Genomic DNA, 15,524 nt, shown 5'->3' on the forward strand with positions numbered 1-15,524 from the left:
CCTTCAGGCATGTGCGCAAAGGGCAGGTGTTCTTCCTGCTTCCTACTACTAGCAAGCAGTATGCCAAAATGAAAGCGCTTCAAAAATGAGTCATTACACGGATTCTTTTCTTTCAAGCAGCCGATATTGCGGCACATGAGCCGAAAAAACGGCCCACCTGCCAACCTTTTGGCCGAAAAAGGGTATTCCTCCCTGCCTGCTGTATTACTACGTAGTGGAAAAAGGAGGCGAACGCATGCAAATATCCAAGTTCATGACACCGGAAATTATTTTTGGGAATCACTCTCTCGGACAGGTAGGGGAAAGCTTGCGCCGATTAGGAGCTTCTCGGGTCTTTCTTGTCAGTGATCCTGGTGTCGCAAACGCAGGCTGGGTCGAGCGGATCATCTCTTACTTGCAGCAACAAAAGCTCGATTACCATCTATGGACAAATGTGACAGCCAATCCGAAAGATTACGAGATTCATGCCGGGATTGCTGAATATCGCGCCAAGGAGTGCAATGCCATTCTCGGTGTTGGCGGAGGCAGTGCCATCGATGCAGCCAAGGCAATTGCACTGTTGGCTACCAACGAGGGCAGCATCGTCCAATATGAAGGCGTCGATAATATCCAGCATCCTCTTCCTCCCATGGTAATGGTACCGACGACAGCCGGCTCCGGTTCTGAGGTTTCGCAATTTTCCATTATTGTGGATAGTGCACGCAAGGTGAAAATGACGATTATCTCCAAATCGCTCATACCCGATATCGCTATCATCGACCCGCAAACCTTGATGACCAAGGACAAGCTGCTCACTGCCAATACAGGCATAGATGTGCTGACACATGCTATTGAATCGTATATTTCGCTTGCCGCAACGCCGCTGACCGAGGTGCATTCGCTGCAAGCCATTCGTCTCATCGCCCAGCATTTGCGCCCATCTGTCGCCAGTCAATACAATACAGAGGCCAAGCAAGCCATGGCTATGGCGAGTCTTCAAGCCGGAATCGCTTTTTCCAACGCCATACTCGGTGCTGTGCATGCCATGTCCCATCAGCTCGGGGGATTCCTCGACGCTCCGCATGGCGAGGTGAATGCCATTCTGCTCCCCCACGTACTTGAGTACAACTACATCGCGGCCCCGGAAAAATACAGACAAATCGCAGAATGTCTCGGTGAAAACACGGCGGGCTTGAGCACACATGCCGCCTCTCGACTCACATTAAAAGCGGTCAAGGAGCTGGTAAGCGATCTGGAGGTGCCCCAATCCTTGTCGGCCATTGGACTACATCCAGAGCAAATCGACCTGCTCAGTTCTCTCGCTGTACTGGACGTGTGCATGACGACCAATCCCCGCGATATGACCGTCCACGATGTCGCGACGCTGTTTCGCCAAGCCTTGTAGGAGGTCCGTCATGCATACCAAACAAGAGATTTTAGAAAAATTGACCGGGATTCAATCCTCGCGAAAAAGCTACTACAGCGAGCTCGTCTATCTGATCGAGGAGATGAAAAAGAAAAACAAGCAGCTCGCCGTCATTAACCAGCTGACACAAATCCAGATCAGCGCCACCTGGCAACAAACGACGAGTTATATTGCTGCACAGCTCTCGCAAATTCTCATATTCGAGCACTTTGCCCTGACCATCGTGAAGGGAGGCATGCTTTCCTCCTATCTCGCCACGTGGAATGACGGGGATTGGCAATGCCATACGCTGACACAGACCGTTGCAGTGGAAGCCCCTGTGCTCACCGGGCAGGTTCATCTTACCCTTGCCGAAGTGCTGCCGGAGCATCATGCCACCTCTGTTCCACTGCGCAGCCAGTTGAATCAGACCTTTGGTTTTCTGACACTCTTACGCCAAACAAAGCAGCCAGTCGATCGGGACGAACCCGAATTAATCCAGCTCGTCGCCAGCCATGTCGGTGTCGTCGTAGAAAACAGCCTGCTTTTTCAAGACGTGAATGAAAAGATCAAAATCGAAGCCCAACTGATTCAATCCGCAAAAATGGCGGCGATTGGCGAGATGGCTGCTGGCATTGCCCATGAGCTGAACAGTCCGCTCACAGCCATCCTCGGAAACTCTCAATTACTCATGCGCGAGATGACAGATGCAGATGCACCAGAGGCTCCTTTGATGAAAGACATCTATCAATGCGGAGTGCGCTGCAAAAAGATCATTCAAAACCTGCTCACCTTCTCGCGGCAGGAAGAGTACTTGTTTTCCACTACCTCTATTGACGAGGTCGTAGAGGATGTACTGGGGCTGATTGGCTATCAGCTGTCTGTTTCCGGATTGACCATAACCCGGGAAATGTCTGTGCCACCCCTGCTGTTTCATGGAAGCCGTCATCAGATCGAACAAATTGTGATCAATCTCCTGTTAAATGCACGGGACGCTGTGGCAGACAGGGAATCTCCACACATCGCCATCCGTTCCTTCCTCAGACAAGAGAACAACATCTCTTACGTTGGCTTATCCGTTTACGATAACGGCACAGGGATTTGTGCAGAACAGCTTTCGCAGATTTTTCAGCCCTTCTTCTCGACGAAGGAACGGACAAAAGGGACTGGTCTCGGGCTTTCCGTCAGTCTTGGAATTGCAGAAGCACACGGCGGGAAGCTGTTTGCCGAAAGCGTAGAGGGAGAGTACAGCAAGTTTACGATGCTTTTGCCACTGTTAGCTGACGAGGAGGACAACGATGGAGAAAAAACGGATTTTGATCGTCGATGATGAAACAGAAGTGACTACCTTTTTCACCTATTTTCTCAAGAAAAAAGACTGCGATATCGTCGTCGCCAATTCTGGCAAGGACGTGGAACGGCTGCTTCATTCGGATTCTACCGGCTTTCACGCTGCACTCGTGGATCTGAAGCTGCCAGATGCCGACGGCTTGACGCTACTCAAACAGATCAAGGCCGTATTTCCCGCCTGCGAAGTCTTGATTATGACGGGCTTCAGTACGATTAAATCGGCTGTGACAGCGATGCAATGGGGCGCGCGCGATTACTTGGAGAAGCCGTTCGACGATCTGAACAGTCTGGAGCAGGTCATCGAGGCGGTGCTCTCCTCTTCCAGCAAACACAGCGATCACCTATCCCAAGAAGCCGCCCAATATGGTATCGTGTATTCATCTGACAGTCCGATGGCCAATGTGACCGCAATTGCCAAAAAATTAGCAAAAAAGGCGATCCACGTGCTTATAGAGGGCGAAACGGGTACAGGCAAGGAGCTAATGGCCCGTTTTCTCCACGGAGCAAGCAATCGCGCCCAACAGCCTTTTGTCGCTTTTAACTGCGGGGCCGTGCCAGAATCCTTGCTGGAAAGTGAGCTGTTCGGCTATGAAAAGGGCGCTTTTACCGGAGCGCTCAAATCTCGCAAAGGCTTGTTCGAGCAGGCTCATAACGGAACACTGTTTCTTGACGAGATCGGGGAGGCTCCCCCTTCCATCCAAGTGAAGCTCTTGCGGACATTAGAGACGGGAGAGTTCATGCGCGTCGGTGGCGAGCAGATCGGTCAGAGCAATATTCGCTTTATTTCTGCTACGAACCGTGATTTGGAGCATGAAGTCGAAATGAATCGTTTCCGAAGTGACCTGTTGTATCGTCTGGAAGGGATCAAGCTGTCGATTCCACCTCTTCGCGAACGGATTCAGGATATCCCGACAATCGCGCACTACTACTTGCAAAAGCGCAGTGGAGGCCCATGTGAAATCGACCAGGATGCCATTGAGCTCTTGCAGCGCTACGATTGGCCCGGCAATGTCCGCCAACTGATCAACGTACTGAATCAAACCATCGCGTTGCACGAATGCGAACGACTGCGTGCCGAGCATTTGCCAGCGAATTTGCGGAGCCGCACGGTACAAGCGCATCCACCCATTGTCCCCAAACGGATCGAGCAGGTCATCGATCATGAATGCGAGCGCTTTGTCGATACGATCAGTCGCCTTGTCACCTCTGTAGACGGGTTCGACTTCGACTATTTGATCAAGCGGGTTAAACAGCTCGAAGGCGAGATCGGGCGAACGATTATCGAAAAGGGCTTAACCGAAACGAATGGAAACAGGCAGCTTTTGAGCAAAAAATTAAACATCACCAAACGGACGATTCGCTACATTTTGAACGAAAAAGCATAACGTCTGCATTGGCGCATCTAGGAGGCATTCACGTCGTGGTTCCCGAAAAACCTTTCTCGACCCTGAAAAAAATCCCTGCTGACTTCTCTCTATCTGCCGTTATTGTTGGACTCATCGCCACGATGGTTTCCTATGCGGGACCATTGCTAATCGTCTTTCAAGCAGCCAAGGGTGCAGGACTCAGTGATGCTGTCCTCGCTTCTTGGATTTGGGCCATCTCGATTGGGAGCGGCTTGACGTGCATTGTGCTCAGTATCTGGTTTCGCACTCCGGTCATCACGGCTTGGTCCACGCCGGGGGCAGTCCTTTTGGTCACCAGTTTGACCGTATACTCCTTCCCCGACGCGATTGGCGCGTATATTTTTTCAGCCGTAGTCATTACGCTTGTCGGCGTTTCCGGTTTGTTTTCCGTCTTGATGAAATACGTCCCGCAGTCGATTACGACCGCCATGCTCGCGGGGATTCTCCTGTCTTTTGGCGTAGAAGTCTTTGTTTCCATGCAGCACCTGCCTGCCTTGGCTCTGCCGATGATCTTTTGCTATTTATTCGCAAAACGCTGGTCTCCGCGGTATGCTGTCGTGCTTACGCTTTTGGTCGGCTTGGGTGTCGCCTTTCTTTTGGGGCGTTTGCAAATGGACAATGTTCAGATGTCCCTTGTCCAGCCTGTCTTTACGATGCCGACGTTTTCTCTCGATGCGATCATCGGCTTGGGAATTCCATTGTGCATCGTTGCGCTCGCCTCTCAGAACGCCCCAGGAATTAGCGTTTTAAAAGCAGACGGGTACGATACACCTGCTGGACCGCTCGTAACGACTACTGGCATCGCGTCGCTGTTGCTCGCTCCTTTTGGTTCACCGGGAATCAATCTGGCGGCGATTACGGCGGCCATTTGCACAGGAAAAGAAGCTCATCCGGATCATACCAAGCGCTACATTGCCGGGATTGCCTGCGGAGGTTTTTACTTAATCTTCGGGATGTTTGGGGCTACGATGGCTTCCGTATTCGCTGCCTTGCCCAAAGAATTGATCGCCGTCATTGCGGGCTTGGCGCTATTTGCCTCACTCAGTTCCAGCCTCGCACAGGCGATGGCAGAAGCGAAGGAACGGGAATGCGCCTTGGTTACGTTTCTCGTCACGATTTCCGGCATCTCCATTGGCGGAATCGGCGCTGCTTTCTGGGGCTTGATTGCAGGGGTGATCACCCATCTGATTTTGAATGGGAATGTGAAGAGTTTGTTTGTGAAAAAGAAGAATACTCAGCCGTTGGCGTAGCTGCCTAAAAGTGAGGAGAGTGTCCCATGAAAAAATGGTTTGGTGTCATCACTCTTTCAGCTTTCCTTTTAGTGGTCGGCTCTGCTTGCACAACGAAGTAGCCGTGGACGGACAACGTGTTTCAAAACCTCACCGATCACCAGATTGAGGCGGGAGATACGATCAAGCTGTACCGCATCGTAGGTTATCAACCTGATAAAGATAAAGAGATCGCTCTGATTGCGGACCATAAGCAGACTGAAATCCCAGAAGGCGAGTATCTTCTGTTTCTCAACGGTGGTTATGATGAAGAAGTTGGTCACGTGAGATGGTTTCCAAATACCCCCAACCAGTTATTTAAGGCGACAGGTGGGGACAGCGACACCGCGTATAAGAACGTGTTTGTGTCAGACAAGATTCCCTCTATTACGGAAGAGGATGTACTGGATGCAATTTAAGAAACGGCTCCTCGAATGAATCTGAGGAGCCGTTTGGTATGTTCCCTGAAACTAGCGGTAAAACCCTTGTTCCTCGGCGTAATTTCCCCAATGCGGGCGACTGCCGTCTCGATCCGTGAAGGGGTACTCGTCCGACAAGCCCCATGTACTGAGCGTTTTCCCTGTTTTTTCTGCGACAGCCGGGTCCGATGCTAGCGCAACCACCGCTCGACCGATATACGCAGGTGTTTCCGACATGAGGAAGTGCTTATCTTGCTTCGTTGCCTCTCTCCACGTCTCTTCTGTCACGCCAAAATGATCGAGCATCGCTTCTGAGCGCAGGAAGCCCGGTGTTAAAGCCAACGCGGTAACCCCGTGTGGGCGCAGTTCCTCTGCCATCGACACCGCTAAATGAATTGTCGAGATTTTTGCCAAGCTGTAGTACAGATTGCCGCGGTACCGATAGTCGATTCCGTCCGTTATCTCGACGATCAATCCTTTTTTCTGCGCCACCATGAGTGGAACCGCATAGTGACTGGTGATCATATGCGTACGAATGGCGCGCTCTTGCATCAATAGGCCGTCTGCCAATGGCTGCTCCCAAAACGGCGTCCCCCAGTGAGTCAACGGATCTCCACCCCAGATGTCATTGACCAAAAGATCGAGTTGACCATTTTGCTCCGCTTTTACACGCTCAAAGAACGTTTTTACCTCATCTTCCTGCGTATGGTCGACTCGAACAGCGATCCCGTTTCCGCCGCTTGCCGTCACGAGTTCTGCTGTCTCTTCAATCGTCTCCTGTCGTGCCATATCAGAGTGCTGACCACGCACCGTGCGTCCCGTCACATATACCGTCGCCCCTGCTTCTCCCAGACTAACCGCAATCCCCCGTCCTGCTCCTCTTGTGCCGCCTGCTACCACCGCAACTTTGCCTTGTAATGGTTTCATTCGTCATGCCTCCTCATCGATTCATGCATCAAGAATAACGAAGTAAATATGACAACTGCTGTCATATTCGTTACGATACAATCAAAGTAATGTTGTTCTTACTCTAGGAGGGCTTTTTATGCGGGCAGATCGACTCCTTACGATCCTGTTACTCTTGCAAAACCACGGTCGCATGACATCCAAGCAATTAGCAGAAAGGCTGGAGGTGTCCGAGCGAACTGTTCACCGTGATATGGAAGCTTTGAGTGCGTCAGGTGTTCCCGTCTATGCGCTTCGCGGTGCAGATGGGGGCTGGGCTTTGGCAGAAGGCTATCGCAGTAATTTGACCGGAATGAAAATAGATGAGCTGCAATCACTGCTCGTAGCGTCCCCCGCTGCCTTGTTGAATGATCTCGGGCTGCATGAAAACTATGAAGCTGCATTTCTCAAGCTGCTGTCCGCACTGCCAAAACCTGTTCAGCAGGATGCCATCCACGTGCGCCAGCTCCTGCATATCGATGGGGCTGGCTGGCACGAATCGACGGAGACGTTTCCTTTCTTGTCAGTGGTTCAAGATGCCGTATGGCTTTCCCGCAAGCTGTTCATTCGTTACATGCGCGAGGATGTGGCCGTAGAGCGAATTGTCTGCCCGCTCGGACTCGTCGCCAAGCGCAGCATTTGGTATTTGGTCGCACAAGTGGACGAGGACATGCGGACGTACCGGATTTCACGACTGTTGGATGCACATCTGCTAGACGATGGCTTCATCCGCCCAAGTGAGTTCGACCTCGCTTCCTATTGGGAACAATCCACCTTGGACTTCAAATCCAGCCTCCCACGTTATCCTGCGCGGTTACTCGTCAAAAAAGGGACGCTGCCTGCCGTAAAACAGGAGCGTTATATAAAAATAGCTTCCACCCAAGCCGCAACAGACGACTGGATGGAAGCAGAGGTTGAATTTCACACACTTGCGTCGGCATGCTCGCTAGTGCTCAGCTTCGGCCCGCACATTCAAGTGCTGGAGCCACAAGAGCTGAAACATGAGGTCATAGCGCAGGCGCATGCTATACTTGGCCTGTACGAGGACCAGAATTAGCAAGGACTTTTGTTTCTCGTCCGTACATGAGCAGTACGATTGCTCCCACGATCAGCACCGCGGTAAATACACTAAAAATGAACGTGTAGCTGTAATGATGTGACGAGTAGTAACCGACGAGATACGGCGCGATAATACTGCCGATTCTTCCGACACCGGATGCCATACCAGAACCCGTAGCGCGCAGCGGTGTCGGATAATTTTCCGGCGTGTATGCGTACAAAGCACCCCAAGCCCCCAGATTAAAGAAGGACAAGAAGGCTCCTGTCACCAAGAGCTCCATGGTGCCACTGCTTTGTCCAAAAGCGAAGGCCATCACTCCGGTCATGAACAAGAAGGTCGCCAGCGTCCATTTCCGTCCCCATTTTTCCACGAGATAGGCTGCCGCGAAATAGCCTGGCAGTTGGGCCAACGTCATGATCAGTACGTACTGGAAGCTTTTGATCATCGTAAAGCCTTTGTCGACCAAAACAGATGGCATCCATAAAAACATGCCGTAGTACGAGAAAGCAATCGCAAACCAGACGACCCACAGCGTAATCGTCTCTGTGCGATGGGACGTTAACAGCTTCCCAACCGGAATCTTTTCCTCCTGCTTTTGAAACTGCGGAGATTCAGGAATGCTCCTCCGCGCGAACCAGGCGTACACGACGGGCAACGCCCCGATCATGACAGCCACGCGCCAGCCGTAGTCCGGAATGATGAAATACGATATGACGGCTGCCGCGATCCAACCGACCGCCCAAAAGCTCTCCAGCAGCACAACCGTACTTCCTCGCTTCTCCGGTGGCGCAAATTCGTTTACCAGCGTCGAGGCTACCGGCAGCTCGGCACCCAAACCGAGTCCCATCAGGAAGCGGAACAGCAGCATGGTCGCAAAACCAGTTGCGAAAGCGCTCGCAAAGCTCGCCAAGCCAAACAAGATCAAAGTCAGCAAAAACACTGGTTTGCGGCCAATCCGGTCAGCCAAATAACCACCTGCAATCGCCCCAATCGCCATGCCGACGAGATTGCCCGTCCCGAGCAACCCGGCCTCTTCCCCCGTCAAACCCCATTCTTGTCGTAATGCCACCATAATAAAAGATAAAAGTGCAACATCCATGGCATCGAACATCCAGCCAAAACCGGCTGCCCAAAAAACTTTTTTGTAAGGCTTTGACATTCTCGTTCCCTGCTTTCCTTTCTTTTGCGCATGGTATTCACGCCTAGTTATCATTTCGCTTTTCCGTCCAATATCCTGCTCGCGGAAAAAAGTTCGACTATTGTGATAGTAGGCTTTCCCAAGAAGCTCTATTCTAACCAAACCACGCTGAAAAGGCAGTCCAAGGGATTCTTGTTCTTATTGAGGAAGCCGCTGAATGAATCTGTTCATGAGCAAAGAAAGAGAGATCAAGATGGGAGGGTCGTCCGGATGAGGCACATGAAGAGTAACTTGCTGATGAGGGACGATCGTAGTTGGTGTGACAATGATCGGTTTCTTGGAACGTGTGCGCAAGGTCTCGTAAGGCAAGAGAAAATCCATCGCCTGCATGCCCCAGGCAACAGACGTCGCCATCAAGTAATATGTGCCTGGCCTGACATTGGTAAAACAAAAATTGCCTAGCGAGGGCAGCAATGTTCCGTATAAAGGAAGACCTTCCGGAATCGGCTTGGCAAACAATCCAATCAAAATGACGCCTTGAAAAGGCTCTGTGGACTCGATTGTCCCTGCAATGGTCATCGGTCGCTCGGGGGCCGGATGTAACCGAGTCCACTCTGTCAACTGCTGCAAGGAACGGAGGCGGTCTTCCGCTAACTGGGCCGTTTCCCGAAATTCGCTAGGCGAAACTCCGACACGCTCCGTAAAACGGGTAGAGAACGTACCTAGACTCTGCTGGCCAATTTCCAGACCAATGTCGCGGACACTCATGTTCGTGCGCAGCAGTAAATCTTTTGCCCGTTGGAGTCGCATGGTCGATACGTAATAAAGAGGTGGGAGACCGATTCTTTCTTTAAAAATCCGCGCAAAATGATACTGACTATACGCAACATGATTCGCCAACCGGGAAAGTGGCAACGGCTCGTCTAAATGCCGATGTATATAAGCGATCACTTCGTCAATTTCAGTATACCTGTCCATCAATCGAACTGCTCCCTCCCTCTTCTGCACAGCAAAATACAGAACATCTGTTCTGAAATAAAATTTACCATATTTTTCTGAACGATGGAAGAAGTAAATTGCAGGAGTTACGCTTTCGTTTTCTGCAAACGGATTTCGTTTAGAAACGCTTGCATCGTGTTCGTTACAAAGGAATCTTTTCGACGAATAAAAACGGTTGTCACCTCATGATAAGGCTCCGGGATGCGATGAATATGAACCGTTCCGCTCTCGACCAAGTGATGTACGGCCGACTTCGGCAAAATGGTAATGCCGATCCCCGCTGCTACGCCCCCGATAATGGTCTCAAACGTACCGAACTCCATCACTTTTTTGGGAATCAAGCCCTCAACCTTCATCCAGGTCTCTAACCGTTCTCGATACCCGCACCCCTTTTTGTAGAGCAAAAGAGCTTTTCCTGTGATATCACTGGCAGTGAAGGAACCGTTTTTCGTTACTAACACCAGCTCCTCTTGAAACACTTGCTCCTGCTCGATCAAAGGATGGTTGATCGGCCCACTCACGAACGCTCCATCCAGCGCGAGATCCAATACCTTCTGCAGCAATTGCTCTGTCACGCCTGCCTTCAGGGAAATATCCACATGCGGATACTGGCTGCAATACGAGGATAGCAACCTCGGAAGGGCATTGATCGTCTCGACCATCCCGACCTCCAGCACTCCAGACGGCTCGGAAGCTCGATGGAAGTACTTTTGCATTTCTTCGAATTTGGCAATGATCTCCCGCGAATATTCGAGCAGGCGCTTCCCTTCTGTATTTAAGGTCATGCCTCGCTTGTTGCGATAAAACAAAGGTGTCCCCAGCTCTTTTTCGAGCAGCTTGATCCGTGCTGTCACATTCGACTGAACGTAGCTCAGCTCGGCTGCGGTCTTGCTCACGCTGCCCAATGTGGCGACCATCTGGAATATTTTCAAATCATTGATCTCCACGTTTCTCTCCCTCTTTTCATCTATCACTGAAAATGATACATAAAGTTATTATCAATCATTATACTAACATATTTCCATCCAGTATGATGTGGTAAGTCAACATCTAAGAGGAAGTTCAAAAAAAGGGAGAAATCGCATAATGAACAAGCAACTACTTTTGGGGTCTATTTTCTGCATGGTCGCCAGTATGTCATGGGGGGCGATGTTTCCGGTTGCGCACATCGCACTGCAAGAGATCGATCCATTTTACTTCTCATTTCTTCGCTATTTTTTCGTAACAGTCATTTTGTGCGGTTTGCTCTGGGCAAAAGAAGGCTTGTCTGCTTTTCGTTTTGAGGGGCGCGGGAAGTCTCTGCTGTTTTTTGGAACAATGGCGTTTACCGTCTACAATATGGGAGTATTTCTCGGGCAGGATTTGATGGGAGAGCCGGGCACGATTGCCGCATCCATTATGGAAGTGCTCATGCCGATGATCTCGATTGTACTTTTGTCCATTACCACTAGAAAGCTGCCGCCGTACTATACATTGGCGACGATTCTGGTTGCTTTGGTCGGCGCTGTTCTTGTAATTACCAATGGCAATCTTACCTTCTTTACTACAGCAAGTGAGCATTTGATCCCGTTGTTCTTCATTTTCATCGGCGTTGTGGGTTGGGTTGTCTACTCGATCGGCGGCGGGCGTTTTAACACGTGGTCTACACTTCGCTACTCCACGTTGACGTGTCTCTTGGGAACAGGAGTGAATTTCGTGATTGTCACGACTTCCTCACTCTTTCAATGGCTTCCGGTTCCTAGCGTCGAAACGGTGATGTCTATCAAATACGAAATGGCATTCATGGTTCTTTTACCCGGCTTTGTAGCTCTTTTGAGCTGGAATGCAGGCATCAAGCTGCTCACTCCGCTCAACGGCATTTTGTTTATCAACCTGGTTCCGATCACGACCTTTGCCATGATGGCGTTTCAAGGTTATGAAATCAGCCGTTACGAATTGTGCGGCACCTTGCTCGTGATCCTGGCCCTGATCGGGAACAACCACTTCCAAAGAAAGCAACTGCCATACCGTTCAATCGCCAAGCAACAACCAAGTGGAAGAAAAGTTCCGTCCATGTAGTCTAAAAAAGTAAGGATAGAAATTCAGGAAGCCCTGAATCTCTATCCTTTTTTATATCGATAGTCGCCGCTCCCCTTGCGTGACAAGCATACAATTTTAACAGAAGTGATCCGAATATTGTCCGACTAGTACCTTCGTCGTTTCAATCCAGAGCTTCCGTTGCAAAATCGTCGGACCCAGCCTTCTTTCCATAAACCGCAGCATAGGCTCGTTGTCATGCTCGACAAAACACATGCCAAAGGGAAACGTCGGCTGCGCGTGTTCAATGGTTTTCATCAAAAGCGTAATTCCTCTTGCCTGCTTCTGATACTTCTTCTGGACAAACATCGTTTTGTACAAAAGCAGATTACCGGCCATTCGCTGTACGATCACCCAGCCAATGACTTTCCCTTGATAGCGCAAGCCTGTACTGTATTCGGGATCGAATTTTCCTTCTTCAAAAAACGGAGACAACAGTGACGGGTACCATTGGCCTTCCCCTTGCTCAATTTCCAGTCGCTCTGCTGGCGTCAGGTCTTTCCAGGGAAAAAGGGTAAAACCTTCGGGGAGAGCCAGCCTCTGCACCCACTGGCATTCACCCAACCGCATCGAGCCGAGTGTGTACAAATAGGTTTTCACCTTCGGCAACTGCCAGTCTTCCCTGATCGCAATTTTGGAGAGCCATGGAAAATCTTGCGCTTTGATGAAGCCTGCAAACTGTCCATCGCTGATGCCTTGTTCTCTCATTTTTTGCTCAGCGTGCCACAGCAACTTCATGCCTATTCCCCGCCGTTGATGCCCCTCTGCTACCACAAGCTCGATGATCTTGGCCTGTCCTTCGTTTACAGCGGATCGCCCCAACACGATGCCCGCAGGCTGATTGTTGTTAGAAGCCCCAAATCCCCAAACAGATGAGCCGTTGATCTGGTCCAGCCACTCCATGTGCTTGGGGTGCACCAACGATTTATACGCCCGTGCAGTGCTAGCAGTCAGTTCCTCTAGTTGCAATGTTCGTACCTCCTCGATGGACTTTGGCTTACTCATTGCTTGGGTTTTACAGGTGCTGTTGCTGTACCTTGTATAAGGTTCCCGGCCTTATCCCTTATAAAGCCTGGTTCAAAGGAAACCTTGCTCTGTTCCGTGATGAGGGGCCCGAACGTGTTGTAGAACGTATCATTGAACGTTACGCGAATGGTGTTTCCTGACACCTGGAATTTGGCATACCCCGTCACTTCTCTCTTGTCGTCAAAATTCCCTGAAGGTGAGAATAACAACCGCAAATTGGGATTTGGGTCATTGCGAAGTGGCTCTGACGCCGACAATGTATAGGTTGCTCCCTCTTCAGTAACGTCTGGGGACAATTGTGGGTTTGTAGCATCAAATCCGACACCGATCTCTTCTGTATCCAGCAAATCTTGGCCGCGATACAGCTTGAACACTGCATAAGAGTTGTCATCTTCTGTAACCGCTGGTTTGGCCTTAAACGTCACTCCATAATCTCCATGGGTCATTTCCAGTAAAGACTCGTCGACTTCGACGGTGATGTACTCCTTTTCGTTGATTACAAAACGATCCAACTGCTTGTCATAGTTGTACGAGAGAGGCTGGTTTTTTACAGATACCTCCAGATATTCGCTCAATGCCCTTTTGTCCATTGCCGGCTCCCATTTGTCGCCAATCGTAACTTGACGGTTCTGGGTCGGAGCAATTGGCAGCTCGATCTTTGCATCTGGCAAACGATCTACGCGTGGATTGTTGAACAACATTTGTGCTTTTTCTACATACGACATCCAGTGTGTTTTTTCTGGACCTTCACGCAGAAGCTCGACCTTGGAATAGGCTGCATCAATCATTTCCTGCGTGACCTTGGGCCTTAGTTCGATCATATCATTCGTTGTAAAAAGTCCCTCAACTGCTCGCTTCACTTCCTCCGGGAGATTATTCCCTAGATCAAATAGCTCCTGTGCTTTTTGGATGTCTGCCAACAGCAATACCTTTGCCTCCGAACCATCCTTTAGCTTATCAACTTTTGCCTTCGCTGCATCGATTGTGCTTTGTGTCACTTCCGGTTTTAGCGCAGTATGGTTTTCATCGGTGAACAGGTCGCGAACGGCTTTTTTGGCTTCAACTAGCAGCAAGTCGTCATATTGGTCCTGTGCCTTCTCGATATCGGCAAGCAGACCAGGCTTTTCCTGCACGCTATTATCCAGATCTTCGACCAGCTTCTTGGCATCATCGATCTGTTTCTGGGTCGTTCCTTCCCGCAGCTCCTCTTTCTTCCCATCCGTAAACAGCTCTTCGACAGCTCTCTTCGCTTTTAGCAGAGCCGGGATCGGTGGAGGATCGCTTGGGGATGGAATCACAATGACGGGGTCTCTGAAACGGATGGAAAAACTGTCACTTGTGACATCTTTCTGTGCGCGCTTAATGTTTCGCTTGTCGATCGTGAAGCTGACCTCTTTCACAGTGTCCGCGACTGTATGCTTTCTGGCTTGTCCCGTAAACCAAATCGTGAGCTCGTCGTCGCTCTCTTGTTTGACCTCAATATCCAGTCCGTCAGGCAGATTATGTATTTCGATATCATCGGCAGAAAGTTCACCAAGGAACTTGCCATTAGACAGCTTGAGCGTTTGTTTTGCCGTGATGCTGCCATCATTTGCTCCTGCCTCTTCTATCACCGTCTCGCTGACGGAAAGCGCGGGCAAATCAGGCAACTCGGCTCCATCTACGGCGATCTCAAAGACGGCTTCTGCATCGTCCATTTTTGCCGTAATTTCTACCAATCCTTCGTTTTTGGCTGTTACCTTGCCCTCGATGTTGACGAAGGCAATTCGTCTATTGCTAGAGCTCCACAGCAGCTCCCGTCCAGTAACGATGCGATCATTTTCATCGAATGCAACGGCGATTAGCATCAACGATTTATCTGTATGATCTTTGGTAGATAGCTGGGCATCCTCTGCGACCGTTACCAGCTCGATCCGCTCTGCTTTTGTCCCTCTTTCGGCAATGACGAATGGTTCAAATTCCTCTTCTTCACCGTCATACTGCAAGCGCAGGGAAACCGTCTGTTCTTTTTTCGCGGCACGAATCGGTGAAAAACTGAGCAATACAAGCTGCTCTTTCTCTAGCCAAATAAAGTTTTTGATTTTGATCCGTGTAGGATTTCGATCATCTATGGCGGCCGTCAAACGGAAATTCTTTGCAGCAGGTGCCTTGTCTGGAGCATTCTCCAATCGATAGGCAATAAATCCATTCGTCGCTGTGTGCCCCTCTGACTCTAGCAAGGACTCCTTTGACTGGTTATCTTCTTCTACTGCTTCCTCTGAAGCCTCTCGGACTTCCTCATCCATTTGCTCTTCTGTTACTGATGCGCTGGCTGTCCCAATTGTCTGGATTTCTTTAATCGGATAGGAAACCGCTGCATAGGCATTGCCGACAAAAGAAAGCAAAAAACCCGTGGATACAACCGCTGTTAGGATTGTTTTGGCTTTTGGCTGCTGTTTGCCCATATGTAAATA

Annotated in this window: 13 protein-coding genes; 7 read left to right on the plus strand and 6 right to left on the minus strand. The window is 50.2% G+C overall.

Annotation, left to right across the window (positions count from 1 at the left end):
* Window positions 1-235: 235 nt before the first annotated feature.
* The 5 genes from M3630_RS21925 to M3630_RS21945 all read left to right on the plus strand — a co-directional run bounded on the left by M3630_RS21925 (window position 236) and on the right by M3630_RS21945 (window position 5,827).
* Window positions 236-1,384 (plus strand): iron-containing alcohol dehydrogenase, encoded by a 1,149-nt coding sequence (locus M3630_RS21925; RefSeq protein ID WP_251253513.1) that lies wholly within the window; start codon window positions 236-238, stop codon window positions 1,382-1,384.
* A 10-nt stretch (window positions 1,385-1,394) separates the two neighbouring features.
* Window positions 1,395-2,714, plus strand: coding sequence for a sensor histidine kinase (locus M3630_RS21930; protein ID WP_251253514.1), 1,320 nt, complete (start codon window positions 1,395-1,397; stop codon window positions 2,712-2,714).
* Complete coding sequence (locus M3630_RS21935; RefSeq protein ID WP_251253515.1) at window positions 2,683-4,119, plus strand: sigma-54-dependent transcriptional regulator; 1,437 nt, start codon at window positions 2,683-2,685, stop codon at window positions 4,117-4,119. Before M3630_RS21930 ends, M3630_RS21935 begins: the two co-directional genes overlap by 32 nt.
* 35 nt (window positions 4,120-4,154) lie before the next feature.
* Window positions 4,155-5,390 (plus strand): benzoate/H(+) symporter BenE family transporter, encoded by a 1,236-nt coding sequence (locus M3630_RS21940; RefSeq protein ID WP_251253516.1) that lies wholly within the window; start codon window positions 4,155-4,157, stop codon window positions 5,388-5,390.
* A 116-nt stretch (window positions 5,391-5,506) separates the two neighbouring features.
* Entirely contained in the window at window positions 5,507-5,827 is a 321-nt protein-coding gene (locus M3630_RS21945; protein WP_251253517.1) for a hypothetical protein, read from the plus strand.
* A 51-nt stretch (window positions 5,828-5,878) separates the two neighbouring features.
* On the opposite strand, the gene M3630_RS21950 is transcribed toward M3630_RS21945, so the two are convergent.
* On the minus strand, window positions 5,879-6,754 hold the full coding sequence (locus M3630_RS21950) for an SDR family oxidoreductase (RefSeq protein WP_251253518.1): 876 nt from the start codon (window positions 6,752-6,754) through the stop codon (window positions 5,879-5,881).
* 118 nt (window positions 6,755-6,872) lie between these two features.
* Between M3630_RS21950 and M3630_RS21955 the strand changes: the two genes are divergently transcribed.
* A complete protein-coding gene (locus tag M3630_RS21955) occupies window positions 6,873-7,829 on the plus strand; it encodes a helix-turn-helix transcriptional regulator (RefSeq protein ID WP_251253519.1) in 957 nt (318 codons plus the stop codon).
* On the opposite strand, the gene M3630_RS21960 is transcribed toward M3630_RS21955, so the two are convergent.
* The 3 genes from M3630_RS21960 to M3630_RS21970 form a co-directional block, all read right to left on the minus strand.
* Entirely contained in the window at window positions 7,798-8,991 is a 1,194-nt protein-coding gene (locus tag M3630_RS21960) for an MFS transporter (RefSeq protein ID WP_232773556.1), read from the minus strand. The two genes, M3630_RS21955 and M3630_RS21960, sit on opposite strands and share 32 nt — an antisense overlap.
* Before the next feature lie 177 nt (window positions 8,992-9,168).
* Window positions 9,169-9,948 (minus strand): helix-turn-helix domain-containing protein, encoded by a 780-nt coding sequence (locus M3630_RS21965; RefSeq protein WP_173610155.1) that lies wholly within the window; start codon window positions 9,946-9,948, stop codon window positions 9,169-9,171.
* 107 nt (window positions 9,949-10,055) lie between these two features.
* Window positions 10,056-10,916, minus strand: coding sequence for a LysR family transcriptional regulator (locus tag M3630_RS21970; protein ID WP_251253520.1), 861 nt, complete (start codon window positions 10,914-10,916; stop codon window positions 10,056-10,058).
* A 139-nt stretch (window positions 10,917-11,055) separates the two neighbouring features.
* Between M3630_RS21970 and M3630_RS21975 the strand changes: the two genes are divergently transcribed.
* Window positions 11,056-12,027 (plus strand): DMT family transporter, encoded by a 972-nt coding sequence (locus M3630_RS21975; protein WP_251253521.1) that lies wholly within the window; start codon window positions 11,056-11,058, stop codon window positions 12,025-12,027.
* Between the two features lie 96 nt (window positions 12,028-12,123).
* Here the strand turns inward: M3630_RS21975 and M3630_RS21980 are convergent, their stop codons facing one another.
* Both M3630_RS21980 and M3630_RS21985 read right to left on the minus strand, forming a co-directional pair.
* Window positions 12,124-13,014, minus strand: coding sequence for a GNAT family N-acetyltransferase (locus M3630_RS21980; protein ID WP_251253522.1), 891 nt, complete (start codon window positions 13,012-13,014; stop codon window positions 12,124-12,126).
* 32 nt (window positions 13,015-13,046) lie between these two features.
* Window positions 13,047-15,515 carry a toxin Cry1Ac domain D-VI-related protein gene (locus M3630_RS21985; RefSeq protein ID WP_251253523.1) on the minus strand — a complete coding sequence of 823 codons (2,469 nt, stop codon included), beginning with the start codon at window positions 15,513-15,515 and terminating at the stop codon, window positions 13,047-13,049.
* Window positions 15,516-15,524: the final 9 nt, after the last annotated feature.

It is taken from the genome of Brevibacillus sp. MER 51, from assembly GCF_023714195.1.
In the GTDB taxonomy this organism is placed as follows: Bacteria; Bacillota; Bacilli; order Brevibacillales; family Brevibacillaceae; genus Brevibacillus.